General features: G+C 67.1%; 25 protein-coding genes. 9 read left to right on the plus strand and 16 right to left on the minus strand.

Annotated elements, in window-relative coordinates; all coding sequences use genetic code 11:
• The first annotated feature begins 174 nt into the window (after positions 1–174).
• A complete protein-coding gene (locus ACYQOP_RS04490) occupies positions 175–315 on the plus strand; it encodes a hypothetical protein (RefSeq protein WP_207410968.1) in 141 nt (46 codons plus the stop codon).
• A complete protein-coding gene (locus ACYQOP_RS04495; protein WP_207410967.1) occupies positions 312–737 on the plus strand; it encodes a response regulator in 426 nt (141 codons plus the stop codon). The genes ACYQOP_RS04490 and ACYQOP_RS04495 overlap by 4 nt, the downstream gene beginning before the upstream one ends.
• A gap of 106 nt (positions 738–843) precedes the next feature.
• On the opposite strand, the gene rpsU is transcribed toward ACYQOP_RS04495, so the two are convergent.
• Together rpsU and ACYQOP_RS04505 are read right to left on the minus strand one after the other, a co-directional pair.
• A complete protein-coding gene (rpsU, locus tag ACYQOP_RS04500) occupies positions 844–1152 on the minus strand; it encodes a 30S ribosomal protein S21 (protein ID WP_056428151.1) in 309 nt (102 codons plus the stop codon).
• A 232-nt stretch (positions 1153–1384) separates the two neighbouring features.
• Positions 1385–2599, minus strand: coding sequence for a polyhydroxyalkanoate depolymerase (locus ACYQOP_RS04505; RefSeq protein WP_461221341.1), 1215 nt, complete (start codon positions 2597–2599; stop codon positions 1385–1387).
• A 309-nt stretch (positions 2600–2908) separates the two neighbouring features.
• On the opposite strand from ACYQOP_RS04505, the gene ACYQOP_RS04510 reads away from it, so the two are divergent.
• On the plus strand, positions 2909–3565 hold the full coding sequence (locus ACYQOP_RS04510; RefSeq protein ID WP_056428649.1) for a glutathione S-transferase family protein: 657 nt from the start codon (positions 2909–2911) through the stop codon (positions 3563–3565).
• 68 nt (positions 3566–3633) lie between these two features.
• On the opposite strand, the gene ACYQOP_RS04515 is transcribed toward ACYQOP_RS04510, so the two are convergent.
• From ACYQOP_RS04515 to bla, 5 genes are all read right to left on the minus strand, one after another.
• A complete protein-coding gene (locus ACYQOP_RS04515) occupies positions 3634–4212 on the minus strand; it encodes a hypothetical protein (protein ID WP_461221342.1) in 579 nt (192 codons plus the stop codon).
• A 150-nt stretch (positions 4213–4362) separates the two neighbouring features.
• The gene (locus ACYQOP_RS04520; protein WP_461221343.1) at positions 4363–5799 is read right to left on the minus strand and encodes an ATP-binding protein; all 1437 of its coding nucleotides are present in this window, start codon (positions 5797–5799) and stop codon (positions 4363–4365) included.
• A complete protein-coding gene (locus ACYQOP_RS04525) occupies positions 5796–6524 on the minus strand; it encodes a response regulator (protein WP_461221345.1) in 729 nt (242 codons plus the stop codon). Before ACYQOP_RS04525 ends, ACYQOP_RS04520 begins: the two co-directional genes overlap by 4 nt.
• A gap of 148 nt (positions 6525–6672) precedes the next feature.
• Positions 6673–7800, minus strand: a complete 1128-nt coding sequence (locus tag ACYQOP_RS04530) for a hypothetical protein (protein ID WP_461221346.1) — start codon at positions 7798–7800, stop codon at positions 6673–6675.
• Between the two features lie 116 nt (positions 7801–7916).
• Complete coding sequence (bla, locus tag ACYQOP_RS04535; protein WP_461221347.1) at positions 7917–8831, minus strand: class A beta-lactamase; 915 nt, start codon at positions 8829–8831, stop codon at positions 7917–7919.
• Between the two features lie 214 nt (positions 8832–9045).
• On the opposite strand from bla, the gene ACYQOP_RS04540 reads away from it, so the two are divergent.
• From ACYQOP_RS04540 to ACYQOP_RS04555, 4 genes are all read left to right on the plus strand, one after another.
• Positions 9046–9351: an accessory factor UbiK family protein gene (locus ACYQOP_RS04540; RefSeq protein WP_461221348.1), complete on the plus strand. Its 306-nt coding sequence runs from the start codon at positions 9046–9048 to the stop codon at positions 9349–9351.
• A 293-nt stretch (positions 9352–9644) separates the two neighbouring features.
• Positions 9645–10148 (plus strand): type III secretion system chaperone family protein, encoded by a 504-nt coding sequence (locus ACYQOP_RS04545; protein ID WP_018045511.1) that lies wholly within the window; start codon positions 9645–9647, stop codon positions 10146–10148.
• A complete protein-coding gene (proC, locus tag ACYQOP_RS04550; RefSeq protein ID WP_461221349.1) occupies positions 10145–10972 on the plus strand; it encodes a pyrroline-5-carboxylate reductase in 828 nt (275 codons plus the stop codon). Before ACYQOP_RS04545 ends, proC begins: the two co-directional genes overlap by 4 nt.
• Positions 10973–11039: 67 nt before the next feature.
• Entirely contained in the window at positions 11040–11804 is a 765-nt protein-coding gene (locus ACYQOP_RS04555) for a TetR/AcrR family transcriptional regulator (protein WP_461221350.1), read from the plus strand.
• Between the two features lie 203 nt (positions 11805–12007).
• Here the strand turns inward: ACYQOP_RS04555 and ACYQOP_RS04560 are convergent, their stop codons facing one another.
• The 4 genes from ACYQOP_RS04560 to ACYQOP_RS04575 all read right to left on the minus strand — a co-directional run bounded on the left by ACYQOP_RS04560 (position 12008) and on the right by ACYQOP_RS04575 (position 16739).
• The gene (locus ACYQOP_RS04560; protein WP_207410961.1) at positions 12008–12730 is read right to left on the minus strand and encodes a DUF4142 domain-containing protein; all 723 of its coding nucleotides are present in this window, start codon (positions 12728–12730) and stop codon (positions 12008–12010) included.
• A gap of 275 nt (positions 12731–13005) precedes the next feature.
• Positions 13006–16059 (minus strand): DNA polymerase I, encoded by a 3054-nt coding sequence (polA, locus tag ACYQOP_RS04565; protein ID WP_461221351.1) that lies wholly within the window; start codon positions 16057–16059, stop codon positions 13006–13008.
• A 43-nt stretch (positions 16060–16102) separates the two neighbouring features.
• Positions 16103–16462 carry a HepT-like ribonuclease domain-containing protein gene (locus tag ACYQOP_RS04570; RefSeq protein WP_461221352.1) on the minus strand — a complete coding sequence of 120 codons (360 nt, stop codon included), beginning with the start codon at positions 16460–16462 and terminating at the stop codon, positions 16103–16105.
• Positions 16443–16739, minus strand: coding sequence for a nucleotidyltransferase family protein (locus ACYQOP_RS04575; protein WP_461221354.1), 297 nt, complete (start codon positions 16737–16739; stop codon positions 16443–16445). The genes ACYQOP_RS04570 and ACYQOP_RS04575 overlap by 20 nt, the downstream gene beginning before the upstream one ends.
• Positions 16740–16885: 146 nt before the next feature.
• Here ACYQOP_RS04575 and ACYQOP_RS04580 point away from each other — a divergent pair, with 146 nt between their 5' ends.
• On the plus strand, positions 16886–18076 hold the full coding sequence (locus ACYQOP_RS04580; RefSeq protein ID WP_461221355.1) for a PQQ-dependent sugar dehydrogenase: 1191 nt from the start codon (positions 16886–16888) through the stop codon (positions 18074–18076).
• 7 nt (positions 18077–18083) lie between these two features.
• On the opposite strand, the gene ACYQOP_RS04585 is transcribed toward ACYQOP_RS04580, so the two are convergent.
• On the minus strand, positions 18084–19256 hold the full coding sequence (locus ACYQOP_RS04585) for a YihY/virulence factor BrkB family protein (protein WP_461221357.1): 1173 nt from the start codon (positions 19254–19256) through the stop codon (positions 18084–18086).
• Between the two features lie 270 nt (positions 19257–19526).
• Between ACYQOP_RS04585 and ACYQOP_RS04590 the strand changes: the two genes are divergently transcribed.
• Entirely contained in the window at positions 19527–21347 is a 1821-nt protein-coding gene (locus ACYQOP_RS04590) for a monovalent cation:proton antiporter-2 (CPA2) family protein (protein ID WP_056428206.1), read from the plus strand.
• 184 nt (positions 21348–21531) lie between these two features.
• Here ACYQOP_RS04590 and ACYQOP_RS04595 read toward each other — a convergent pair whose 3' ends face one another.
• From ACYQOP_RS04595 to urtC, 4 genes are read right to left on the minus strand one after another with little or no spacing between them, the layout of a single operon-like run.
• Positions 21532–22482 (minus strand): acetamidase/formamidase family protein, encoded by a 951-nt coding sequence (locus tag ACYQOP_RS04595; protein ID WP_207410955.1) that lies wholly within the window; start codon positions 22480–22482, stop codon positions 21532–21534.
• A gap of 33 nt (positions 22483–22515) precedes the next feature.
• Positions 22516–23244, minus strand: a complete 729-nt coding sequence (gene urtE / locus ACYQOP_RS04600) for an urea ABC transporter ATP-binding subunit UrtE (protein ID WP_461221359.1) — start codon at positions 23242–23244, stop codon at positions 22516–22518.
• Positions 23241–23951 (minus strand): ATP-binding cassette domain-containing protein, encoded by a 711-nt coding sequence (locus ACYQOP_RS04605; protein ID WP_461221360.1) that lies wholly within the window; start codon positions 23949–23951, stop codon positions 23241–23243. The genes urtE and ACYQOP_RS04605 overlap by 4 nt, the downstream gene beginning before the upstream one ends.
• Positions 23948–25033, minus strand: a complete 1086-nt coding sequence (gene urtC / locus ACYQOP_RS04610; RefSeq protein WP_461221361.1) for an urea ABC transporter permease subunit UrtC — start codon at positions 25031–25033, stop codon at positions 23948–23950. The genes ACYQOP_RS04605 and urtC overlap by 4 nt, the downstream gene beginning before the upstream one ends.
• Between the last annotated feature and the right edge of the window lie 14 nt (positions 25034–25047).

Consider the following 25047-nt stretch of genomic DNA (forward strand, 5'->3'; position numbering starts at 1 on the left):
CTGTAACATTCGATCTTTTGCGGTGAACAGATCGTTAATGCGTTGCGGTATGCCCGAACCTTGTGCGTCTGCGTAGACGATGTGCAGAGACGCTCGATTTCGTGCATTCTCGGATCTTAGGCTGCCACCAAGCCCGCTTTGAGGCGGTTCCGCTTTTTATGGTGTGGGAGGCGCATGGCCGTGGCGGCGGCCGGCACCCTTGCCGATCCCGGCCAGGCGGCGCAGCCTTCGAACAATCGAATCATCGACCGGGCGCATGACGCCCTGCGGGGCCGCGATCGCGCCCGCCCCCATTCCAAGAAGGAGACCTCATGAATCATACCATCCACTCGACCGCCGACACCGTATCGCCAGCCCAGATCGACGGCCCCGTTGCCCTCGTGGTTGAGGACGATGCAGCGGTTCGCGACCTCGCTGCAGCCATTCTCGAGGAAACCGATCTCGACGTGATCGCCTGTGACAGCGCCGAGGCGGCCATCGGCGTTCTCGAGCGCAAGGGGATGAACGTCGCCCTGCTGTTCGCCGATGTGCGCCTCGGCGGGGCCATGGACGGCATCGCCCTGGCGCGGACCGTGGAGCAGCGCTGGCCCGATGTTCGGATGGTCCTGACCTCGGGCTACGACGAGCGCAGCACCGGTCGCCTGCCCGAACAGGCCATTTACATGCAGAAGCCCTGGCGCGCCCTCGATGTCCTGGTGGAAGCCGAGCACGCCTCCGCCGCCGTGGGGATCGCCTGAAACGACAGAATGCCCGGACGCATCGGCGCCCGGGCATTCTGAGAGATGGGACGGTAGCGCCAGTAACCGCGTTCGGGGCCGATACGGGATCGGCCGCCGGTCGGTCTTACGAGGCGACGTTGGCCGAGGGAGCGGCGCTCGGAGCGAAAGGCGAACCGCCCGGACGACGCGGCGCACCGGCGCCGAAACGGGGCTTCGGCTTCGGAGCGGCGATCAGGCCCTCACGGATCGCGGTCTTGCGGGCCTGCTTGCGGGCGCGGCGCACGGCCTCGGCCTTCTCGCGAGCCTTGCGCACGGAGGGCTTCTCGTAGGCCTTGCGCTGCTTCATCTCGCGGAAGATGCCCTCGCGCTGCATCTTCTTCTTGAGAACGCGGAGTGCCTGGTCGACGTTGTTATCGCGAACGAGTACCTGCAACGGACTTGATCCTTTAGAGACGTATGTTTGTCGGACGGCGCCCTCTCCGAACGCCCCCGCCTGTCCGACGAGGGCAAACCGCCAATAGCCCCATACCCTGGATCGCTCCAGGGAGGGACCTGTGTGTGACGGTCTCGAATCGACGCTGAAAACTCACTTGGGGCAGGCTCATACACCAAGCGGACACGAGTTCCAACCGCTCTCGGTTAAATCCTGAGCCGGACCTGCATCCTCATGCGTGCGATTGGATGAAGTTGCGCACGAGCGGGTAGGTCTGCCCCTCCCACTTGCGGCCGGTGAAGACGCCGTAATGGCCGACGCCCGCCTGCAGGTGGTGGCTCTTCATGTGCGGGGGGAGGCTGCCGCACAGGTCGTGAGCCGCCATGGTCTGCCCGACGGCGCAGATATCGTCGCGCTCGCCCTCCACGGTCATCAGCGCGGTCTTGCGGATGGACCGCATGTCGATGGGATTTCCGCGATAGGTCAGTTCGTTCTTGGCGAGGGTGTAATCCTGGAACACGGTCTGGACGGTTTCGATGTAGAACTCGGCCGCGAGGTCGAGGACGGCAAAATACTCGTCGTAGAACGTCTCGATCTGGTTGGCCTTGTCGGCCTCGCCGTTGGCGAAATGCCAGAACAGGTCTGCATGGCTCTGCTGGTGGCGCTTGGCATTCATCGAGACGAAGGCCGAGACCTGCATGAAGCCGGGATAGACCCGACGGCCGGCCCCCGCATGACGCTGGGGCACCGTGGCGATGAGGTTCTTTTCGAACCACGCGATCGGCTTCGAGGTGGCGAGCTTGTTCACCGAGGTCGGGCAGATGCGGCAATCCACCGGCCCGGCCATGAGCGTCATGCTGCGCGGATGCGCGATGTCTTTCGACTGGGCCATGACGGCGGCGGCGGCGAGCGCCTGGACCGCCGGCTGACAGACCGCCACGACATGCGAGCCCTCGCCCATCACGCCGAGGAACTGCACCAGGTGATCCACGTAATCGTCGAACCCGAACGGACCGTCGGCGAGCGGCACGTCGCGGGCATTATGCCAATCGGTGATGTAGACGTCGTGGTCGGCCAGCAGGGTGCGCACCGTGCCGCGCAGCAACGTGGCGAAATGGCCCGAGAGCGGCGCGACGACGAGCACCTTGGGCTGCTCGGAATCGATGTCCTTCCTGAAGCGCAGAAGCGTCCCGAACGGGGTCGAGAACGTCGCCTCCTCGCTCACCGACACTTCGCGGTTGCCGACCCGGACGCTGTCGATGCCGAAGGCGGGGCGGGCGAAGGTCAGGCCCGCGCGCATCATCATCCGGGCGCCGGCCGACCACCAGTTCATCGGCGCCGCGTTTCGCGACCCGACCCAGGGCGATACGGCGTCGTGGACGAGCTTCCCCCAGGAGCGCGTGCGCTGGGCAAGGTCGGACTGCACTTCGAAGGCATCGTAGAGCATGACGCTCGAACTCCTGCGCGAACGATCGGATAGCGGGTCATTCGCTTCGTTGTGCTCAACCGCCGGGATCGCCTCCGACGGTCGTCACAGCCCGCTAGGCTGAGCCACGGTTGCGCGCAACGCAATCGGCTGCAGGTACGATCTGTAATAAATGTTGTGAGAATGCATCACTGTCCCATCGACGAGACAGGAAAGGTTTTTCTCCTTCGGAGAAGGCCGGTTCGATGCGGCACGAGACTTGGATGCCCCCTGCACAGCTCGGGCCGAAAACCTTATGGACGGTCGGGGATGAGAAGACAGGGGATGGACATGCCAGTCGCCACGCTCACGATTTCGAGCCGAAACTACTCATCCTGGTCGCTCCGGGGATGGCTGGTCTGCCGCATGGCCGGGCTCGATTTCGAGGTCGAGGTCCTGTCCGGTGACGACGAATCCTCACGGGCCGAGCTTCTACACCTGTCCCCGTCCTTCCTCGTGCCCCGCCTCGTCCATGGCGAGATCGAGGTCTGGGATACCCTGGCCCTCTCCCAGTATCTCAACGAGACCTACCCCGATGCAGGCTTCCTGCCGAAGGATCCGGTGGCGCGGGCGCGCTGCCGTTCGATCTCGGGCGAGATGCATGGAGGGTTCATCAACCTGCGCTCGGCCCTGCCGATGAACCTCAAGGCCCGCCACACCAATTTCAAGATCTTCAACGGAGCCAGGGGCGATATCGAGCGCGTCATCACCATCGTCGAGGATTGCCTGGCGCGCTACGGCGGTCCGTTCCTGTTCGGCACGCGTCCGAGCCTCGCCGACGCCATGTTCGCGCCGGTCTGTACGCGGTTCCAGACCTACGACGTCTCGCTGCCCCGCAACGTCGCGGCCTATCGCGACACCATCCTCGCCTGGCCCCTGATGGTGGAATGGAGCGAGGCGGCGGCCGCCGAACCCAACGAGATCGAAGAACTCGACATGGAGTTCTAAGGGCGGCCCCCGGCGTGTAGCCCCCCCGGTGCCTGGGCGTGGATGCTGGGCACCGGGCGGGACCGCCCTTACGTGTTGAAGTCGAACAACAGGGCGCTGGCGCTCGCGCCGGACGCCTTGGCACCGGAGGCGGCGTAACCGGACGCACTCGTCTGCGATTCCTGGAGCGTCGTCATGAAGCTGTCGAGAAGCTCGCTGACGCCGGCCGACATGTCTGTCGAGGATGACGCGCTTTGTGCCTCAACCTCGGATGGCGGCGGGCCGGCCGGTCGAGCGCCCGCGCCACCTGCGTCCCCAACTCCTCCCCTGCCCGACGCGTTGGCTTCGAACAGCGTCTTCAGGGTCTCGGCCTGATCGGTGGTGAGGTCGCCGCTGGAGACCTGATCCTCGATGAGGCTGCCGATCGTGTCCTCGATCTGCGACGGGTCGAGGCGTGTGCTCGTTCTGCCGGTCGCGTTGGAGCTCTCGCTCTTGAGGCTCGAATCGATGGAATCGAGGGCGTCGGTGAGAGCGGTGCCGTCGGTGGCGCTGATGCCGCCGGTGGAGACCTCGCTGGCGATGGCCTGCGCGACCGGATTGCCTCTGGACGGCGGCGGACGCTGGGCCTGGAACGTGGCGGAGGTCTGAGTGGAACTGACAGATGTCATGGCGCGGTCGCCTCGGTCGAATGCCGTCGCGGGGAGCTCGCGACGGGTGTCGAGAGAGCGACACCCAGGGTTAAGCGGACCTTTCCCGCGCCCGGCACAAGAGTTTCGCGATGTTTCGAACCCACGTTCCGAAACAGTCGAATGCCAAAATCAGGAAATGACCGGGGCGACGGTCCCAGGGTTCGTTGATGGAGACGCGCGCAGCTGCCCTCCCTGAGCGACGGCGAGGGGCAGGTCGATACGGGCCACGAGGCCGTGGGGGGGCTTGTTCGACAGGGTCAGCCGGCCACCATGCCCCTCCACGATGGCGAGAACGATCGACAGACCGAGGCCGAAGCCGCTGGCTTCGTTGAGATTCCGGGCCCGGTCTCCGCGTACGAAAGGCTGCACCATGGCGTCGCGCTCGGCCTCCGGAATGCCGGGACCGTCATCGGACACTTCGAGAGCCACGCCCTGATCCGACGGGTGCATCGTCAGCCGCGCCGCGCCGCCATACTTCACCGCATTATCGACGAGGTTGACGATGGCCCGCTGGAGCTCGTCCGCCCGGCCGCGCACGAGGACGTGCCGCGTCTGTTCCACACGCACGTCCGCACCAACATCGGCGAAGCCGTCGCACACGGTCTGGACCAGGGAAGCGAGGTCGACGAGAGTCTGGGTGCCCCCGGCCTGCCCGTCCCGGACGAAGGACAGGGCGGCGTCCACCAGCCCGTTCATCTGATCGAGGTCGCGCAGGGTCATGGTGCGTGCGTGATCGTCCTCGATGAATTCGGCCCGCAGCCGCAAACGGGTGATCGGGGTGCGCAGATCGTGGCTGATTGCCGCCAGCATCTGAGTTCGATCGTCGATCAGGCGGCGGACGCGGCCGCGCATCGTGTCGAGGGCGCGGGACACGGCCATCACCTCCTTCGGCCCGTTCCGGGGCAGCGCCACGAGGTTCATGCCCGTGCCGAAGGCATCGGCGGCCTCGGCGAGTTTCGCCAGCGGAGCGGTCAAGGCCCGCGTCGCCCAGATCGACATGAGCGACAGGGTGATGCCGAGAAGGACGAAGGTGAAGATGATCGGGCCGGGGCCGAACGGAGACCGGACGTCATCCGGCAGGGTCGCGCGCAGGCTCGCACCGGACGGCGTCGTGATGCCGATCCGGATGCCACTGGCCGTCTCCGGCACTTTCCCCGGAGACGAGAGATCGGTGATCGTGAGGGGCCGTCCGAACCCGTCGCGCATGCGCTGGACTATGGGATGGTCGGCCTGCCCGTCCCGAGTGCCGGGGGCGGCAGTTTCCGGCGGGGCCGGGGCCGCTTCGAGCTGCAGGCCGGGCAGGCTGCGTGCCGCATCCTGCAGCAGGCGCGGCCGATCCCCCGGCGGAGCGGCATCGAGCAGGCGAACGATGGTGGCCAGCCGTGTCGCGGCGACGCCCGGATGGTTGTCCGGGTTCCAGGGTTCGCGCAGCATCAGGAAGGCCAGGGTCGCCACCGCATGGCTGACGACGATGGCGGCCACGCTGAGCATCGCGATCTGGCCGGCGATACTGCGGGGCGGAAAGCCGAGAAGGCGCCCCCACCGGCCCTTCGTAGTTGCGCTCATGATCGCGTCACCGCCGGGGTGAACAGGTAGCCGCCCGAGCGGATGGTACGGATGATCTCCGGGTTGCGAGGGTCGGCCTCGATCTTCTGGCGGATGCGGCTGATGAGAACGTCGATGCTCCGCTCGTATGGGCCGGCCGCCCGTCCCTGGGTCAGGTCGAGGAGCTGGTCACGCGAGAGCACCCGGCCGGGTCTCAGGCAGAGCACGTGCAGCAGGTCGAATTCCGCCCCCGTGATGGTGATGCGGGCGTCGTCCGGGCTGAGGAGCTGACGCAGGGACACGTCGAGGGTCCAGTCGAGGAAGCGCAGCCGGCGGACGCCATCGTCGCCGGCAGCCTCGGCGCTCGCGCCCCGCCGCAGGATCGCGCGGATGCGGGCGAGAAGCTCGCGCGGGTTGAACGGTTTGGCGAGGTAATCGTCCGCGCCGATCTCGAGCCCGACGATCCGGTCGATCTCCTCGGCCTTGGCGGTGAGCATCAGGATCGGGATCGAGGACCCCGCGCGCAGGCGCCGGCACAGGCTCAACCCGTCCTCGCCCGGCAGCATCAGGTCGAGCACGATGAGGTCGACGCGCGCATCCGCCAGCGCCTTGTCCATCTCGCGCCCGTCCCCTGCGAGGCTCACCCGGCATTCGTTGGCGCGGAGGTAGCGCGCCACCAGGGCGCTGATCTCGCGGTCGTCCTCGACCACGAGGATATGGGGCGTGGCGGAATTCGTCTGCGTCATGTCTCGTCCATCCGGTGGCCATTTATGACGCCTCGGCGGAGGGATTCGAAGGGGATAGCGAGATCAGAATTGTAAACGTCTGTTTCGGTCCGGTATCCGGGACACATTCGGCAAATGTCATCGCAAAGACGCTTGCGTCGACTATGCTCTACCGCCTGCGAAACCCGAAATAGCCGCCATCTGCGTCATAAAGCACGTCGAAGCCATTGAGGAAGCGCAGGCCGGTATTGACGAAGGGCTCCGGGCGTCGGGTGTTGAGGGTCACTTTGCCCGGCGAGAGCGGGGACGCGTCGCCGATGACGATGTCGTAGGCCGCCGCCGGTTCGGAGCCCCGTCCGGGGAAGGTGAAGCCGAGGCGGGTACCGGGCAGGAACTGGCTCCGGCCGTCGTCATCGGAAGTGACGGCACCGTCCACAGCCCCTGTCGGCAAGGTCAGGTACATCACCGACACGCCCGTATCGACGAGCGCCCGGCCGCAGGCGCCGGGTGCCTGGCCGTTCACCGTGACGCAGACGGGGACGCCCTGCCATTCGCCGGGAATGTCGGGGTGGGGATCGAGCTTCACGAAGCGGATGTCGCCGCGCGTATTGGCTCCGGTGAGACCCGCATGGATGCCGTCCCGCGTCACCACGTAGCCGCGCCGTGCGGGGCTCCTGCCGTCAGGGGCGAGGTTGAGGAGCGGGTTGGTGTCGGGCGTGCTCTGGCTCTGCGCATCGCCCTCCCGTCCGAAGCCGATGCCCAACATGGCCACGTGGCCCGGCATCGTCTCCGGCGTGCAGGCGCGGGCGTTGTTCGTGCACGCGATCTCGGTGACCGCCAGGACGGGGAGCGGTGAGGTAGTCACGCTGGCCCCGTTGCCGCCGACGAGCGTGACAGGCAGCGTCACCCAGCGTCCGATCATGATCCGCCCGGAACTGCTGTAGGTGAGCCGTCCGGGCCGCGACGGCATCGTCTCGAAGCCGGGGATCCGGCTCGCCGAGACGACGATGCCGGTGGAGCCGGTATCCATCAGGACCGGGCGCACCTCATCCCCGAAGGACAGGCCGAGGCGCGGCGAGCGCGTGATCTCGGCGCCATCCTCCCCCGCGTTGAGGTAGGAGAGATACGTGCCCTGACGGAAGCCGTCGTAATGCGGTCGCTCGTCGGCGGAGGCGGGGTTGGCGGACGTGCTCAAGGCGGCGATCCCAAAAGCAAGTGCGGCAAGCGTTGCCTCATTGAGCGATCGGGGCCGGCGTCCCGCGGCGCGGATGCGGTGCTTGAGGCCCTCGATCATCATTCACCCCTCCGACACGCTGGTAAAGCGGCGCCGGAGCCCTCGTCTCGGTGCCACCGCTTGTCGGTTAAGCCTTGGCAGACAACCACTTAAGGGACGCTTACACGGATCGGTGCGCGTCAACCGCCATCTCGTTCCGCAGCGGCGGCGGCGACGGCCCTGGCCACCGAGGCGATGGTGGCGCTGCGCGCCTCCGGCGATGTCTTCGCCCCGGTCAGGTAGACCGTCAGGACGAGGGGAGCCCGGCGCGGCGGCCAGATCACGGCAATGTCGTTGGCCGTGTCGTTCTCGCCGGATCCGGTCTTGTCGCCGATGCGCCACTCCTTCGGCAGGCCGGCGCGTAGCCGCGCATCGCCGGTGCGGCAACCCACGAGCCAGGCGGTGAGGAGGGCGCGCGAGGCGGGCGAGAGCGCGTCCGCGAGGACGAGGCGCCGGAGCGTCTCGGCCATGGCCAGCGGCGTGGTGGTGTCACGCGGGTCGCCGGGCACGGCCTCGTTCAGATCCGGCTCGGTACGGTCGAGGCGTGTCGTCGCGTCGCCGAACGCGCGGATCTGGGCGGTGAGTCCGGCCGGGCCACCCATCGTCCCGAGGAGCAGGTTGGCGGCAGTGTTGTCGCTGAGCGTAACGGCGGCCTCGCAGAGTTCGGCGAGGGTCATGCCCTCGCCATCCGCCCTCGGTCCGCTCATGGGCGAGTAGGGCACGACCACGCTCGCCGCGTAACGCAGCCGCCGGTCGAGACTGTCCTCGCCCTGGTCGATCCGCGCCAGCACAGCACCGGCCGCGAGAACCTTGAACGTACTGCACATCGGGAAGCGCTCCGTCCCGCGATGCGCCGCCTGGGTGCCACTGCCGGTATCGAGAAGACCGATCCCGAGCCGTCCGCCGCTCGTCGCCTCGATCTGCGCGAACCTGTCGGCAAGATTCTCCGGAAACGAAGCCGCGGCGAGCGCCGGTCTCCCCCCGGCGAGAAGATGTCCCGCTGCCCAGGCGGCTGTGCCGAAGGTATAGAAGGTATAATCGCGTCGGGTGACCATGCGCATCCTTGCCGGTCCGTCGAATCGGCGGTGACCATGGCGACCGGTTTGCGGTCCCATCGTGGCGGATCGAACGTGGTTTTGGCGGGCCGGACCGCGAATTCCTCGGCCGTGCGCCTTGCCTTCGGATTGCCTCGCACGCCTTCGATTCTTATCTGCTTACCTCAGGTGCCGGCGCGATGTCCGACGCGGGCCTCGATCTCGGGAGACGACGATGCAAGGCTCTAAGGACGGCGCGGGCCGCGGCTCCAACCGCTTGTTCGACGATTTCGCCCGACTCATGACCGATGCCGCCGGTGCGGCGCAGGGCGTGAAGCGTGAGGCGGAGACCGTGTTCAAGGCGCAGATCGAGCGGCTGATCCGCGACATGGACATCGCCACCCGCGAAGAGGTGGACGTGCTGCGCGATCTGGTCTCGGCTCTCCGCACCCAGAACGATGCTCTCGCAGCCCGCGTCGCCGTGCTGGAGGGCCGGCTCGGCACGCAGGAGCCGCCGCCTTCGCCAGCGACATCGGTCTGATTCGCGGGCCCCGAGTCCGGTCTAAGCTTGTGCACAGGAAGGAACGGTGGAAATCCGCTTTCCTGTTCACCGGTCATCGGGAGCGCTTTGAAACGCGAGTCCGCCACGGTCTATAGTGAGTGAGGCACTGATTCGCTTCGCCCCCGGACCCGACCTTCGACCCTTAAGCTTCCCCTCGATCACGCTGTGTCTTGCCTGTGCGCGGATTCAGCTTGGGGATGGGAAATCCGGAAGGGGATTGATTGTCGTTCACCATTATCGGCGCCCCTTTCGGGACGCCTAGCTGGACCGCTATGACCCAACTTCACATCGAAGGCCTCGACCGGAACGAGCACCCCCTCGACATCGTCGAGCGGCTCGCTTCCCTTCGCGATTGGATCTTCGACCGGGCCGAAACCGACGAGATGTCGGTGGCCGTGGCCGGCCGCTGGTCCGACTATCACGTCGCCTTCACCTGGATCGAGGATGTGGAGGCCCTCCATGTGGCCAGCGCCTTCGACCTGAAGGTGCCGGCTCACCGCCGCACCGAGATCCTCACCCTCATCTCCCTCGTCAACGAGCAGCTCTGGGTCGGTCATTTCGACCTGTGGTCCACCGACAGCGTGGTGATGTTCCGGCATTCTCTGCTGCTCACCGACGGTGCCGCGCCGACCCAGAGCCAGTGCGCGATGATGCTGAAATCCGCCGTGGATGCCTGCGAGCGCTACTATCAGGCGTTCCAGTTCGTGCTTTGGGCGGGCAAGTCCGCCCGCGAATCCCTGGATGCGGTCCTGTTCGAGACCGAAGGCGAGGCGTGAGCATTCCGTCTTCCTCCACCCTGCCGGCCTCCCTCACCCTGGTGGGGGCGGGCAAGATGGGCGGCGCGATGCTGGCCGGCTGGCTCGCCGGCGGGCTCGATGCCGCCAGGACCTGCGTCGTCGATCCGCAGGCCTCGCCCGAGATGGTACGGCTCTGCGAGAGCCATGGCATCGCCCTGAACCCGAGTGACGTCCCGGCCAACGATGCGCTGATCCTCGCCATCAAGCCGCAGGGGTTGGAGGGCGCGGCCGGCCTCCTCGATGGGATGATCGCACCCCATACGCTCGTCGTCTCTATCCTGGCGGGCAAGACCATCGGCGACCTGCAGGGCCGCCTACCCTCCGCGCGCGCTATTGTCCGGGCGATGCCGAACCTTCCGGCGAGCATCGGCCGCGGGGTCACCGGCGCGGTGGCGAATGCCAACGTCTCCCCGGATCAGCGCAACCATGCCGATGCCTTGCTCAAGGCTGTCGGGGGCGTGGAATGGCTCGACGACGAGGCGCTGATCGACACGCTGACGGCTTTATCCGGTTCCGGCCCGGCCTATGTTTTCCTCCTGGCGGAGGCGATGGCCGAGGCGGGTGTGGCGGCTGGGCTGCCGGCCGACATGGCTGCGCGGCTTGCCCGCGCCACGGTGTCAGGGGCCGGGGCGCTCCTGTCCACCAGCCCTCACGATGCGGGACAGCTGAGGCGCGACGTGACGTCACCTGGCGGCACCACCGCGGCAGCCCTCTCCGTGCTGATGCGCGAGGGCGGCGTGCCGGACCTGATGCGCGAGGCGGTCGCCGCCGCGAAGCTGCGGGCAGGCGAGCTCTCGGGCTGAGCCACCCCCTAACCGATCCGCCTGCACAACCTACATGATAGGGAACAGACACGAGGATCGAACGACCATGGCAAACACCACAGGTGCGAAGCCCGAGGGCGGTAATGAGACCGGCGGCAACGAGACCGCTGGGACCGACATCGCCGTCGCCGCCCCGCAGCACTCCCCGCGTGAGGCTGCCGTCGAGGCGCTGATGCGGCTCGCCGCCGTCCAGCCCTGGAACGACATCGAAATCGGCGACATCGCCCGCGAGGCCGGCCTGTCCCTCGCCGAATTCCGCGACCTGTTCCCCTCCAAGGGCGCAGTGCTCGGTGGCCTTTCGCGGATCATCGACCACAAGGTGCTGGAAGGCGATTCCTCCGACCTCGCCGAGGAGCCCACCCGCGAGCGTCTGTTCGACGTGCTGATGCGCCGCCTCGATGCGATGACCCCCTACAAGGACGCCCTGCGCCGGATCTCCTACGCCCTGCGCGGCGATCCGCTCTCCCTCGTCGCGCTGAACGGCGTGGCGCTGAACTCGCACCGCTTCATGCTGGCTGCGGCCGGCATCAACACCGAGGGGCCTCTGGGCCGGCTGAAGCTGCAGGGCGTGGTCATCGCCTTCGCCCGCACCGTCGAGGTGTGGCTCGACGATGACGACCCGGCCCTCGCCCGCACCATGGCCCGCCTCGACAAGGAGATCCGCAACGGCGAGCGTTTCATGGAACGCGCCGACGATGCCCGCCGCCTCACCGCGCCGTTCCGTGCCATCGGCCGGTCGCTCCTGGAGCGCGGCGCCCGCCGACGCCGGGGTACGCGTCCCGAGGACGAGGTCGGCCAGCGGACGGTGTGACAGAACGCTTTCCCTCCCCCCTATGCGGGGGAGGGTGGCCCGCGAAGCGGGTCGGGAGAGGGGAGCGCCATCTCCGGAGAGGTCGCCCCCTCTCCCGCCTGCTCCGCAGGCACCCTCTCCCGCAGAGGGGAGAGGGTGGATTGGGCGCAAACGAAAAGGGCCGCCCCACCGGGCGGCCCTTTCCTGTTTCACGGGGCGATGGCTCAGCCGCCGATACGGTCGGCGAGGACGGCCGAGTGGCCGTGCTGGTTGGCGATGTAGGGCAGCGCCTGGTTCGCGAATTCGCGGCCCTGGGCGTTGTCGCCGTTGCGCGAGTAGGACTCGTAGAGGCCGAGGGTGCGGGCATCCGAACGGGCCTGCTGCTGCACGAAGGTACGGTCGAATTCACGGCCAGTGCGGGCGTTCTTCAGGCGGTCGATCCGGGCCTGACCGTCCGGGCCGATGGCGACGCGACGGCCGGGCTCACCGGGGGTGTTGTCGACGAGGCCGACGCCGCCGAGCACGCCGCCGACGATCCGTGACGCGATGGTGGCCGAGATCGTCACCGGGGCGAGGACGACGCCGACCGGATTGTCGAAGCGGGTCTCGAAGGGCTGGCTGTCGGAGACGACGGTGCCGCCGGCGGTCAGCGAGGTGCCCTCGGGCAGAAGCGCCTTGGTGGTGGCCTCACGCTCGACCAGCACGTTCTTGGCGTAGTTGCGGACGTTCGGGTTGCGCGAGCGCTCGAGGGCGATGCGGCTCGACTCGATGCTGACAGCATCCGAGCGCAGGGCGGCGGCGCGGAACGAGGAAGTGTCGCGGGCCTCGGGGGCGTTGGCGTCGAACTGGGGCGCGACGCGGATACCGAGGGGCTCCTGCGCGAGCGCCGGGGTCGTGATCGCCGCGACGGTGAAGCCGAGGGCGGCGAGAAGCTTGGTGTTGATCATGGCGGAGGTTGTCCTCACACGCCTTTACGGCGTTTGGTTGAAAGACCGTTTCGTCCGGCGTGAACGTTTCGTTAACGTGGCGGTTCCTGCTTGGAGGGCATGGCTGTGGTGCGGTGCGGCATGCTTCACCTATTTGTGACATGGCTATCGTTCGCCCTCCTACCCGATCACCTCGTCCTGAGGCACCGCGAAGCGGCCTAGAAGGAGAGTCCCAGAATCCACCGCACGAACTGGAGTGCTCCGCCTTGGAATAAGGTGAGAGAGCAGCACAACGTTCAATGCGCCTCCTCCCAGTTCCCCGCCGCCTGCGCCTCCACCACCAACGGCACGCGTAAGGTCAGCGCGGGCGCCGGCGCTTCGACCATCACCCGGCGGATCACGGGGAGCGCCTTCTCCACCTCGTCCTCGGGTGCTTCGAACACCAATTCGTCGTGCACCTGCAGCAGCATGGTCACGTTGAGTTTTTCCGCCCGCAGCGCCTGCTCCATCCGGACCATGGCCCGGCGGATGATGTCGGCGGCGGAGCCCTGGATCGGGGCGTTGATCGCCTGGCGCTCCACGCTCGCCCGCTCGTTCGGGTTGTTCGAGCGGATCTGCGGATAGTGGCAGACGCGGCCGAACAGGGTGGTGACGTAGCCGAGATCCCGGCAGAGCTTCTTGGTGTCGTCGATATAGGCGCGGATCCCGGGGAAGCGCTCGAAATACTGCTTGATGAAGGCCGAGGCCTCCTCGCGGCCGATGCCGAGGCGGTCGGCCAACCCAAAAGCCGAGATGCCGTAGATGATGCCGAAATTGATCGTCTTGGCGCGCCGGCGCAGGTCCGAGGTCATGTCCTTCAAGGGCACGCCGAACATGGCGCTGGCGGTGGCCGCGTGGATGTCGACGCCGTCCTCGAAGGCCTGGCGCAGCTGCGGGATATCGGCAATGTGGGCGAGGATGCGCAGTTCGATCTGGCTGTAATCGGCCGAGATCAGCTTCCTGCCCTCCGGCGCCACGAAGGCACGGCGGATGCGCCGGCCCTCCTCGGTGCGGATCGGGATGTTCTGCAGGTTCGGCTCCGAGGAGGAGAGCCGGCCGGTGGTGGTGGCCGCCAGGGAGAACGAGGTGTGGACCCGGTCCGTCTCGCGGTCGGCATGCTGCTGCAGCGAATCCGTGTAGGTGGATTTCAGCTTGGCGAGCTGGCGCCATTCCAAGATCTTTTTGGGCAGTTCGTGCCCGGCCTGAGCCAGTTCCTCCAGCAGGGTGGCGGGCGTCGCCCACTGGCCGGACGGCGTCTTCTTCGCGCCGGGCAGTCCCATCTTGCCGAACAGGATGTCGCCGATCTGCTTCGGCGACGAGACCTGGAAGCGCTCGCCGGCATCCTCCTGGATCTCCTCCTCCAGCCGCACGAGGATCTGCGAGAAATCCCCGGAGAGCCGGCTCAGCATGTTGCGGTCGACGCGGATTCCCGCCGCTTCCATCCGGGCGATGACCGGGATGAGGGGGCGTTCCAGGGTCTCGTAGACCGTCACCCGGCGCTCGGCGACGAGCCGCGGCTTCATCATCCGCCACAGGCGCAGGGTCACGTCCGCATCCTCGGCGGCGTAGGCGGTGGCCTTGTCCAGGGGCACCCTGTCGAAGGTGACCTTCGCCTTGCCGGTGCCGGCCACGTCCGAGAAGGTGATCGGCTGATGGCCGAGATGGCGACGGGCGAGTTCGTCCATACCGTGCCCGCCCTTGCCGGCATCGAGCACGTAGGAGATCAGCATCGTGTCATCGAACGGCGCGATCTCGATGGTGACACTCTGACGCCGGAACACCAGCCAGTCGTACTTGATGTTCTGGCCGACCTTCAGGACGCCCGGATCTTCGAGGAGCGGCTTCAGCGCCGTCAGGGCGGCATCGATCGGGATCTGGCCGCCGACCGGGCTGAACTGCCCCGTGGCCGCCTTGGCATCGCCGAACAGGTCGCTCGCCTCGGATGCAGCCACCGGTTCCAGATGGGCGAGGGGGATGTAGGCCGCCCGCCCCGGCGCCACCGCCAGGGAGACGCCGACGAGGTTGGCGTTGTTCGCGTCGAGGGAGTCGGTCTCGGTATCCACCGCCACCACTCCGGCCTCGCGTGCCTCGGCGATCCAGGCCTCCAATTGGCCGAGGCTGGTGATGGTCTCGTAACCCGTCGTGTCGATGGGGTTCGTCGCCTCGGCCGCGCGCAGGGCAACGAGGCCGGAGGGCGTCGGTTCTGAGGGGCCGCGCGGCTTCGCTTCGCCTTCCGGCAGGTTCAGGTCGGCAAAGGGATCGACCTCGCCGCCTTGTGCCGTCGCCTCGAACGGGGGCGCGTCGGCGCCGTCCGACCCCGGCAGCAGGGCCGGATCGGGCTTCACCTTCTCGGGGTCCACATGCAGCATCGAGGCGATGCGGCGGGTCAGGGTGTTGAACTCCATCGCCTTGAGGAAGCCGACGAGCCTCTCGGGGTCGGGCGCTGGCAGGCGCAGGTCGTCGAGGGCGATGGGGAGTGGCACGTTCTCTTCCAGCGCCACCAGCCTCCGAGAGAGCTTCGCCTGGTCGATACTGGCAAGAAGGGTCTCGCGGCGCTTGGGCTGCTTGATCTCGCCCGCTCGTTCCAACAGCGCGTCGAGGCTGCCGTATTCCTTGATCAGGGCGGCGGCCGTCTTGAGGCCGATGCCGGGCACGCCGGGTACGTTGTCGGACGTGTCGCCGATGAGCGCCAGGGCGTCGCCGATCTGGTTCGGCTGCAGGCCTTCCCATTTGGCGATGATGGCGTCGAGGTCGAGGTTGCGCTCGGGCCTATGCCCGGGCTTGCCCTTCACGCCGGATTCGAAATCGTAGAACCGCACCAGCGGCCCCACCAGCTGCATCAGGTCCTTGTCTGAGGAGACGATGATGACGCCGGCCCCGCGCGCCTCGGCCTGGCGCGAATAGGTGGCGATGAGGTCGTCGGCCTCGTAGCGCTCCAGCTCGATGGGTTGGAGGCCGAAGGCGCGCACGGCCTCGCGCATCAGCGGCATCTGGCGCTTGAGGTCGTCCGGCGCGTCGGGGCGGTGGCCCTTGTAGTCGGGGAAGAGCTCCTTGCGGAACGAGCCCTCGGACTTATCGAACACGATGGCCAGATGCGTCGGCTTGATCCCCGCTGCCCCGTCCTGAACGAACTGGGCAATCTTGGTGCAGAACAGCCGGACCGCCCCCGTGGGCAGCCCATCCGAGGGCCGAGTGTTGTACTTCTGGTCTTGGTTGATCGACTGGAAGTAGGCCCGGAAAATGAACGACGATCCGTCCACCAGAATGATCTGATCGCCGGGGCCGACGGGGGCGGAAGCACTGGTCGTCATCTGGCGGCAATGTCTCGCGAAGGATGCTTCAGGTCGCCCGCTCTCACGGGGCTGGCGGCCTGCACAGTTCGGCGCGGCAGGCCTCGATGATCTCGGTCAACTGGTCGTGGACGGTCTTCCAGACGATGTCCAGCGCCAGCCGGTGATAGGCGTGCCGATAGAAGTTGCCGGCATCGGCGACATCGCGCCAGGGTATTTGGGGATGCCGCGCCTTGGTTTCCGCGCTGAGCCGCCTGCTCGCTTCGGAGATGATCTCGAGGCAGCGGACGACGGCATAGTTCGTTCGCTGGTCGGCTTCGAAAGCCGCGAAGGTCATCCCGGCCGTGAAGTCGAGAGCGGCCTCGGCATTCGCGATGATGTCCTCGCAAGCCTCACGCTCGCGTTCAGAAGGCAGGGATGGCATCCCGTTCCACCCGTGCCCGGACACGCTCCTTCAGGGTTCTACGGTTCGCCACATCGACCGCCACCGGAAACAGATCGTGGATGAAGTTGCAGAGGCCGACATAGCCGTAGACGTCGAGGCTTATGCCCTCGTCGAGGTCGATGAGGATGTCGACATCGCTACCGGGATGAGTATCCCCCCGGGCGACCGAACCGAACAGGGCCGCATGCCGGACTCCGCGCCGCTGCAACTCCCCCTCATGGGCGCGAAGAATGTCGATGGCCGTCCGAGAATCCATTCCGCCACGTTAGCTCAAGACCATGACTTACTGAAGTGGCAGCGGAGCGGTCGTTCGACAGAACGGGTGGAAGTGTCGCGTGCCGGAACGGCGGATTCCAAGACCGCGTTTTAGCCTCGTCCTCCACAGTTTCGGATTCCCACCGCATGATCCCGGTCCGCCGCTCGACCTGCCTCGCCCTGACCCTCGTCCTCTCCGCCGCCCCGCTCCCGGCCTTTGCCCAGGCGCTGCAGAACCCCGGCACGGCGACGATCGAGGCCCATGTGGTGAAGGCCGCGCCGCTGGAGGCGACACCGGAGCGGATCGCCGCTCTGAAACTCCCCGCAGGGTTCAAGATCGAGGCCTTCGCCCGCGATCTCGGCGCGCCGCGCGTCATCGTCGTGGCGCCGGACGGGGCGCTGTATGTCAGCGACCGCGACGCCGGCACGGTCACCCGGATCGATGCGACCGACGCGGCCAAGCGCCAGGTCGTCCTGAAGAAGCCGGATGTGCACGGGCTCGCCATCCATGACGGCACCCTGTTCTACGTAACGGTGAAAGAGATCTTCTCCGCGCCGATGAAGGCCGATGGCCGTCTCGGCCCCGAGACGAGGCTCGTCGCCGACCTTCCCGATGCCGGCCAGCATCCGAACCGCACCATCGGCTTCGGGCCGGACGGTTGGCTCTATGCCAGCCTCGGTTCCACCTGCAACGAATGCGAGGAGCGCAACCCCGAGAACGCCACCATGGTGCGGATGAAACCGGATGGGTCGGGCCGGGAGATCGTCGCTTCGGGCCTGCGCAACACCATCGGTTTCGCCTGGGAGCCCGGGACGAAGGCCCTCTATGGCTGGGACGACGGCGTCGACTGGCTCGGAAACGACGCAACGCCGGAGGAGCTGAACCGGATCGAGCCGGGCAAGAAGTACGGCTGGCCCTACATCTTCGGTGCCGGGATCAAGAACCTCTACCGTGAGGTCCCGAAAAGCTCGCTGGAGCAGTGGGACAAGGACAGCGAGCGGCCGCTTCTCACTTGGACGGCGCACGCCTCCTCGATGCAATTCGCCTTCTACGACGGCGCGCAATTCCCGGCCGAGTACAAAGGCGATGCCTTCGTCACCATGCACGGTTCCTGGAACCGCAAACCGCCGAGCGGCTACGAAGTCCTACGGGTGCATTTCGAAAAGGGCCGCCCGACGACGATCACCCCCTTCGTGTCGGGCTTCCTCACCGAGGGCGGCCCGAGCGGCTGGTCCCGTTTCGCCCGCCCCTTCGGTCTGGCGGTCGCCAAGGATGGAAGCCTTTTCCTCGGCGACGACCAGCACGGCATCATCTACCGGATCAGCTACAAGGGCTGAGCGGAACTCAACTCGCGGCGCCCACCGTATCCGCCATGCGGGCGTCGCGAGTTCCCAAGGGCTCCTCGTGTCCGATAGTGGTATCGGCCTCGGTCTGGTGCTCCATCTCCGCATTGATCTCGGCGCCGACGAGGACGATGGTCGTCGAGATCCAGATCCAGGTCATGAAGCCCACGACCGCGCCGAGGGAGCCGTAGGTCTCGTTGTACTTGCCGAAATTCGAGACGTACCAAGAAAAGCCCAGCGACCCCGCGAGCCAGAGCACGCCCGCGATGGCGCTGCCCCAGGTCACCCAGCGCCAGCGCGGCGCGTCGCGGCTCGGACCATAGCGATAGAGCACAGCGAGTCCGGCCAGCACCGCGAGCAGCAGCACCGGCCAGCGCAGGAGCGAGATGTACCAGGCCTCCGCGCTGAGACCGACGACGTTGATCACCGCCGGCACCACGACGATGCCCACCAGGGCCAGCACGATGAAGAGCAGCGCACCCGCCGTGAAGGTGAGCGAGCGCAGGTTGAGCCAGAAGAAGTTCCGGGTCTCGCGCTCCTCGTAGACAATGTTGAGGGCCTGGAAGACCGCTTTCATCCCGCCATTGGCGCTCCAGATCGACAGGGCGAGACCGGTGAAGAAAGTGAGACCCAGGGTGGTGTCACCCTTCTCAGCGATGCGCTTCACCTGTTCGCCGATGATGTCGAGGGCACCGGACGGGATCACGCCCTGGAGGTTCTGCAGGTGATCGTTGATCGTCGATACCTCCGCCACCAGACCGTAGCAGGCGACCAGGGCGGCAATGGCGGGGAAGATCGCCAGCAGAACGTAGAAGGTCACGCCGGCGGCCACCGAGACGAGGTTGTTCTCGCCGATATCGTGGAAAACCCGAAGACCGATATCCTTCCAGCCCTTGGCGGGGATTTCGGACGGTGTCGACGCCTGCCGCCCGCGTTCGGTCTCCGTCCTGGCGACGTGTTTGGCGTCCCTTCCCTCATGGGAGGGGGAGGGCTCGCCCGTGCGCGGGGCGGAGGGAGACCTGTCCGACGATGACCCGGACGAGGATGGCCGCGTGCCCTTCCGCGGCAGGACGACGAGACCGACAAGCGCGGTCACGAGTCCCAGCGTCCACAGGGTGGAGCCGGATTGCCCAGCGCCCCCCGCTCCCGCCGGGTCATGATGTGGTTCGGCCATCGGCGGTTCGTCCTGTAGATCGGAAAGTGAATTCAATTCCCTGCGACAACCTTCCGCCGCCCAGAGAGTTTCATGCACGGTCGCCGACCGTCTTTCAGCGGACGAAGTCGGTGAGAGTGAGCCGCAGACGCGCTGTCCGGCACGGTGCGTGCTCTCAGGCACGGACTGTCAACCCGTCTGCGGTTATCTAGCGCCATTCGGCGCTTGCCCTTGGCAGCCGTTGCCCTCACCGTTTTCGCGAAATCTTCCAAACGAGGACACGACAGCCCCGTGCCGCACGCGACAGAGCTGATTGCCATCATCGCCCTCGGTCTCGTCCTGGCCTTCGCCTGTGGGATGCTGGCCCAACGGCTGCGGCTTCCTCCCCTGGTCGGCTATCTCCTGGCCGGGGTTCTGGTTGGGCCGTACACACCCGGCTTCGTCGGCAACAGCCAGCTCGCCAGCCAGCTGGCCGAAATCGGCGTGATCCTGCTGATGTTCGGGGTCGGCCTGCATTTCTCGATCAAAGACCTGATGGCGGTGCGCACCATCGCCCTGCCGGGCGCGATCGTGCAGATCGTGGCCGCTACCGCCATGGGTGGGCTACTGGCGCATCTCTGGGGCTGGGGCATCGGCGCGGGCCTCGTCTTCGGCCTGGCCCTCTCGGTGGCGAGCACTGTGGTGCTGCTGCGTGCCCTGGAGGAGCGTCGGCTCCTCGACAGCGACAAGGGCCGCATCGCGGTGGGGTGGCTCATCGTCGAGGATCTGGCGATGGTCCTCGCCCTGGTCCTGCTCCCCGCCCTCGCACCATCCCTCGGGGGAACCGGCGACGGCGCGGCCCACCATGTCGCCGACGGCAACATCTGGCTCACCCTGGCCCTGACGCTGGCCAAGGTCGCGGTATTCGCCCTGGTGATGCTGGTGGGCGGACGCCGCGTCGTGCCCTGGCTCCTTGATCAGGCGGCCCGCACCGGCTCGCGCGAACTCTTCACCCTCGCGGTCCTCGCTTTGGCGCTGGGCATCGCCTTCGGATCGGCGGAGCTCTTCGGGGTCTCATTCGCGCTCGGTGCCTTCTTCGCCGGCATGGTGCTGGCCGAATCCGACCTCAGCCATCAGGCGGCGGCCGATTCCCTGCCCCTGCAGGATGCGTTCGCGGTGCTGTTCTTCGTCTCCGTGGGCATGTTGTTCGATCCGGGCATCCTCCTCCGAGAGCCGCTTTCGGTGCTCGCCGTCCTCGGCATCATCCTCCTCGGCAAATCGCTCGCCGCCGTGGCCATCGTGCTGGCCTTCAAGCATCCCATCGGCACCGCGCTCACCATCGCGGCCAGTCTCGCGCAGATCGGCGAGTTCTCCTTCATCCTCGTCAGCCTCGGATTGTCGCTGAAGCTCCTGCCGACGGAAGGGCGCGACCTCATCCTCGGCGGCGCGATCCTGTCGATCACGCTCAACCCGCTCTTCTTCGTCCTGGCGGAGCGGGCGACGCGCTTCTTCGCCGAGCGGCCGGAACTCGCGGCCCGGTTCGAGCGTCGCGGCGCTGCGGCGATGGCGGTGACGGAGGAGGCGAAGCCTCATCGCGGGCATGCCATCGTCATCGGCTATGGCCGTGTCGGAAGCACCATCGCCAAGGCCTTCGCCACCTGGGACCTTCCCTATCTGGTGATCGACCGCGACCGCCGCCGCGTCCTCGACCTGCGCAAGGACGGTGTCGAAGCGGTGTTCGGAGACGCCACGGCGCCGGGTATCCTTGAAGCCGCCGATATCGGCCAGGCGAAGCTCATCGTGATCGCATCGCCCGAGCCGCATACGGCGCGCCGCCTCGTCGAACTCGCCCGCGAGGCCAATCCCGGCATCGACACGCTGGTGCGCACCCATAACGATGGCGAGCGGCACTATTTCGAGGAACAGGGCGTCGGCCTCGTCCTCATGGCCGAGCGCGAACTGGCCTTCGGCATGACGCTCTACGCCCTGCGCAGCCTCGGGCTGAAGGAGGGCGAAGCCCGCATCTTCGTCGACAGCACCCGTGTGGAGAGCCGCACGGCCCCGGTCGAGGCCGAGATCGACCAGGGCGCTCCGGAACTTCGCCCCCACAAGGCGGATGTGGTCGAAGGGTAGGGCTTGGTCTGCGGTCCTGCGAAGGACGGGATGGGTTCCGTCTTTTCAAACACATCCTGCGGGCAGGCATCGTCCTGAGTCCGTCCGAGCGCCCGGGTAGTGCGACGCGACCCACCCCATGTCCGGAGCATTTCGTATCGAGTGACCGGCCGATCGGTCCGATGAGCTCCGGGGGCGTCCCGGCTCAGGCAGGTCCTGCCAGGGCGCTCTTCGGCAGCAGCATGTGCACCCCCTTGTTGCCGTCGACCGTTTGCGTGATCCGGAGGTTCCCGGCGAGCGAGCACAGCATGTAGGCCTGATTGCGGGTCAGGCTGCTGCGTGCGCAGACATGGCGGACCATCTCGCGTACCGCCTGGCGCATGGCCTCGTCGAGGCTTTCATGCAGGCCGATCGTCATGAGATCGGTCGGGGTCTCGGCAAACGGCCACGCATAGCCGAGATCCTTGCGCACGGTCAGCCGAAAGGTCCCCGATAGGCCGGTCTCGAGAGCGGTGATGCAGACCTCGCCGTCACCCTGCACGCCGTGGCCGTCGCCGGCATAGAAGCCCGCGCCCGGGTTGAAGACTGGCAGATACAGCGACGTGCCGACCTTGAGTTCCTTGTTGTCCATGTTCCCACCGAAGGCGCGGGGAACCGGAGAACCGACCCTTCCCCAGGCTGCGGGAGGCGCCGTGCCCATGATTCCGAAGAACGGATCGAGGGGCAACTCGGCGCCCCAGGGCAGGATCGCGACGCCGCGGGCGACGTCGATGTCGGGATGGATCGTCTCGTAGTCGGTGAACTCGTCCGGCAGGGTGCCGAGCAGCGGAAGGATCGCCACGAAGCCCCAATCCATGCGGAACTTCAGATCGAGGATGTCGACTTGGAGCACGTCGCCGGGTTCCGCCCCGCGGACATGGACCGGACCGGTGACGAAATGCGGCCCGGGGCCGGAGGCGAGGGTATCGAGGGCGGCGAGGTAATCGGCCGGCACCCGGGCCGGATCGGGATGGAGCGATTCCTTGCCGCCGGCCGGAAACGAATGGAGCGTGACGGTGTCGCCGGATTCGACCTCCAGGACCGGCGGCAGAGCGGCGTCGAAATATCCGAGCACCATCGTGTCGGGGGTCGCGGGAATCTCGTGATGCGTCGACATGAGGGATCCTTCCGAAGGTCCGATGGCGGCTGGTCAGACAGCGATGTGCCGGGACAGGGTGGCGTGGTTCAAGGTCTCGCGCGTGCCCCGTTCGACCACGTTGCCGCGCGAGAGCACGACGAAGGAATCGGCGAGGCGAACCGCGAATTCGAGATATTGCTCCACGAGGAGCACGGTGATCCGGCCTTTGAGCTCTTCGATCACGGTCTCGATCGCCGAGACGATGGAGGGTTGGATGCCTTCCGTGGGCTCGTCGAGGAGGATGAGACGGGGGCGGGTGCTCAGCGCGCGGGCAATGGCGAGTTGCTGCTGCTGACCGCCCGAAAGATTGCCGCCGGGCCGGTTCCACAGGTCGCGCAGGGCCGGGAACAAGGCGACCGCTTCATCCACGGCGTCGGTGCGGTCCAGCCCATGTGCCCGGGCGGCGACACGCAGGTTCTCGGCCACGGTGAGGTCGGCGAAGATCTCGCGCCCTTGCGGCACGATGGCGAGGCCCGCCCGCGCCCGCCGGTCGGGAGACATGTCGGTGATGTCGGTCTCGCCGAGGATGATGCAGCCACGGCTCACCGGAATCAGGCCGGCAAGACAGCGCAACAGCGTCGTCTTGCCGGCGCCGTTGCGGCCCAGCAACGCCAGGCAGGAACCCGGCTCGATGGACAGGTCGACGTTCCGCAGGACTTGCGCGCTGCCGTAATGCTGGTCGAGGCCGGTGACGGACAAGCCGAGCGGAACCGGCGACAGGGAGGGGGACACGTCGCTCATCGGCCGAGGAACACCTCGATGACCCGTGAATCGGCGCGCGCGCCGGCCATTCCGCCCTCGAACAGGGTGCGGCCCTCGTGCAGCACGGTCACCCGGTCGGCGATCGCCTCGACGAATTCCATGTCGTGCTCGATCACCAGGATGGCCCGGTCGGGCCGGCGCAGGGATCGAATGAGATCGGCGGTGCGTGCAGTCTCGGCATCGGACAATCCTGCCACCGGCTCGTCGAGGAGGACCAGCTTCGGCTGCGAAGCTAGGACCATGCCGATCTCCAACCATTGCTTCTCCCCGTGCGCCAGGGAACCGGCGAGGGTGTCCGCACGCGTCTCCAACCCGGTCTCGGCGAGGGATACCGCGATGCGGTCGGATCGCTCGGAGATCGGGCAGTCGAGGCCACAGCCGATCTCAAGGTTTTCGCGCACGGTCAGGGCAGGAAAGACGCTGGGCTTCTGGAACTTGCGACGCACGCCCGCACGGGCGATCTCGGCCTCCGAGCGGCGGGTCAGGTCGAGGTCGTCGCCGAGCATGATGCGGCCCGAGGTCGGTTTGGCGATGCCCGTGATGGCGTCGAGAAGGGTGGTCTTGCCGGCGCCGTTCGGACCGATCACCGCCCGGACCTCACCGGGATCGATGGCCATCGACAGCTCGTCCAGGGCGCGGAACCGCCCGAACACGACGCTCAGGTTCTCGATGGTCAGGGCGCTCATCCGAGCCTCCCGCCGCGCTGCAACCAGGTCGGCTTCAGGCGCAGGGCCGCGAGGTCGAGGAGGCCGTTCGGCAGCCCCAGCACCACGACGAGGACGAGCCCCGACAGGATGAAGGGCCACGCCTCCGGCATCGCGGCGCTCAGCCAGAACTTGAGGGCGTTGACCGCCACGGCGCCGATCACCGCGCCGCCGAGCCTTCCCATCCCGCCGATGGCGACCCAGACTGCGATCTCGATGGACAGATCGGGGCTCAGCACGCGCGGGTTGATGATGCCGACCTGAGGCACGTAGAGGATCCCGGCGATGGCGGCGATCGTCGCGGAGAGGCACCAGATCCCGAGCTTCAGGCGCGTCGTACTGTAGCCGAGGGTGCGCAGGCGGGCCTCGTCGTCGCGGCAGGCCAGCATCCGCCGGCCGATACGGCCGACCACAAGGGCACGCGTGCCCACGAGGATCAGGGCTAGGGCCAGCAGCGTCGCCACGGCCAGACCCGTGACCATGCCGGGCGCGCCGATGGGATAGCCGAACAGGAGCAGGAATCCGGTCATGCCGTTATTCCCGCCGAGACCGGTATCGTTCCGGAACATCAGCAGCATGGCGACATAGACCAGGGCCTGACTGATGATGGAGAAGTAGACGCCGTTCACCCGCGAGCGGAACGAGGCATAGCCGAACAGGAAAGCGATGGCGGCCGACAGGACCAGGGCCACGACCAAGGCATACGGCGCGCTCGCGAGACCGGACCAATAGAGCGGCAGGGTCTTCCAACCCATGAACTGCATCAGGTCCGGCGCCACGCCGGTGACGGCATAGGCGTGGGAGAGCAGGTGCATCGCGCAGACATAGCCGCCGATGGCGAAAAATAGGCCATGCCCCAGGCTGAGAATGCCGAGATAGCCCCAGACCAGATCGAGGGAAACGGCGAGGATCGCGAAGGCCGCGAGTTGGCCGACCATGTTGACGAGGTAGGGGGCGGGTTGCAGCAGGAGGATTGCGAGCGCGCTGGCGAGGACGAGACCGATCACCGCCGCCAGCAAGGGATCTCCCCTCAAAGCCGGAGGAAGCCAGCGGAACGCCGGCATGGGTCGAGATCGTG

Source organism: Methylobacterium sp. CM6247 (genome assembly GCF_054817925.1).

Bases quoted from the DNA above. Each gene is read 5' to 3' on its own strand.
- ACYQOP_RS04490 (WP_207410968.1), top strand. From the start codon at position 175: ATGGCCGTGGCGGCGGCCGGCACCCTTGCCGATCCCGGCCAGGCGGCG.
- ACYQOP_RS04495 (WP_207410967.1), top strand. From the start codon at position 312: ATGAATCATACCATCCACTCGACCGCCGACACCGTATCGCCAGCCCAG.
- ACYQOP_RS04505 (WP_461221341.1), bottom strand. From the start codon at position 2,599: ATGCTCTACGATGCCTTCGAAGTGCAGTCCGACCTTGCCCAGCGCACG.
- ACYQOP_RS04510 (WP_056428649.1), top strand. From the start codon at position 2,909: ATGCCAGTCGCCACGCTCACGATTTCGAGCCGAAACTACTCATCCTGG.
- ACYQOP_RS04515 (WP_461221342.1), bottom strand. From the start codon at position 4,212: ATGACATCTGTCAGTTCCACTCAGACCTCCGCCACGTTCCAGGCCCAG.
- ACYQOP_RS04520 (WP_461221343.1), bottom strand. From the start codon at position 5,799: ATGAGCGCAACTACGAAGGGCCGGTGGGGGCGCCTTCTCGGCTTTCCG.
- ACYQOP_RS04525 (WP_461221345.1), bottom strand. From the start codon at position 6,524: ATGACGCAGACGAATTCCGCCACGCCCCATATCCTCGTGGTCGAGGAC.
- ACYQOP_RS04530 (WP_461221346.1), bottom strand. From the start codon at position 7,800: ATGATGATCGAGGGCCTCAAGCACCGCATCCGCGCCGCGGGACGCCGG.
- bla (WP_461221347.1), bottom strand. From the start codon at position 8,831: ATGGTCACCCGACGCGATTATACCTTCTATACCTTCGGCACAGCCGCC.
- ACYQOP_RS04540 (WP_461221348.1), top strand. From the start codon at position 9,046: ATGCAAGGCTCTAAGGACGGCGCGGGCCGCGGCTCCAACCGCTTGTTC.
- ACYQOP_RS04545 (WP_018045511.1), top strand. From the start codon at position 9,645: ATGACCCAACTTCACATCGAAGGCCTCGACCGGAACGAGCACCCCCTC.
- ACYQOP_RS04555 (WP_461221350.1), top strand. From the start codon at position 11,040: ATGGCAAACACCACAGGTGCGAAGCCCGAGGGCGGTAATGAGACCGGC.
- ACYQOP_RS04560 (WP_207410961.1), bottom strand. From the start codon at position 12,730: ATGATCAACACCAAGCTTCTCGCCGCCCTCGGCTTCACCGTCGCGGCG.
- polA (WP_461221351.1), bottom strand. From the start codon at position 16,059: ATGACGACCAGTGCTTCCGCCCCCGTCGGCCCCGGCGATCAGATCATT.
- ACYQOP_RS04570 (WP_461221352.1), bottom strand. From the start codon at position 16,462: ATGCCATCCCTGCCTTCTGAACGCGAGCGTGAGGCTTGCGAGGACATC.
- ACYQOP_RS04575 (WP_461221354.1), bottom strand. From the start codon at position 16,739: ATGGATTCTCGGACGGCCATCGACATTCTTCGCGCCCATGAGGGGGAG.
- ACYQOP_RS04580 (WP_461221355.1), top strand. From the start codon at position 16,886: ATGATCCCGGTCCGCCGCTCGACCTGCCTCGCCCTGACCCTCGTCCTC.
- ACYQOP_RS04585 (WP_461221357.1), bottom strand. From the start codon at position 19,256: ATGGCCGAACCACATCATGACCCGGCGGGAGCGGGGGGCGCTGGGCAA.
- ACYQOP_RS04595 (WP_207410955.1), bottom strand. From the start codon at position 22,482: ATGTCGACGCATCACGAGATTCCCGCGACCCCCGACACGATGGTGCTC.
- urtE (WP_461221359.1), bottom strand. From the start codon at position 23,244: ATGAGCGACGTGTCCCCCTCCCTGTCGCCGGTTCCGCTCGGCTTGTCC.
- ACYQOP_RS04605 (WP_461221360.1), bottom strand. From the start codon at position 23,951: ATGAGCGCCCTGACCATCGAGAACCTGAGCGTCGTGTTCGGGCGGTTC.
- urtC (WP_461221361.1), bottom strand. From the start codon at position 25,033: ATGCCGGCGTTCCGCTGGCTTCCTCCGGCTTTGAGGGGAGATCCCTTG.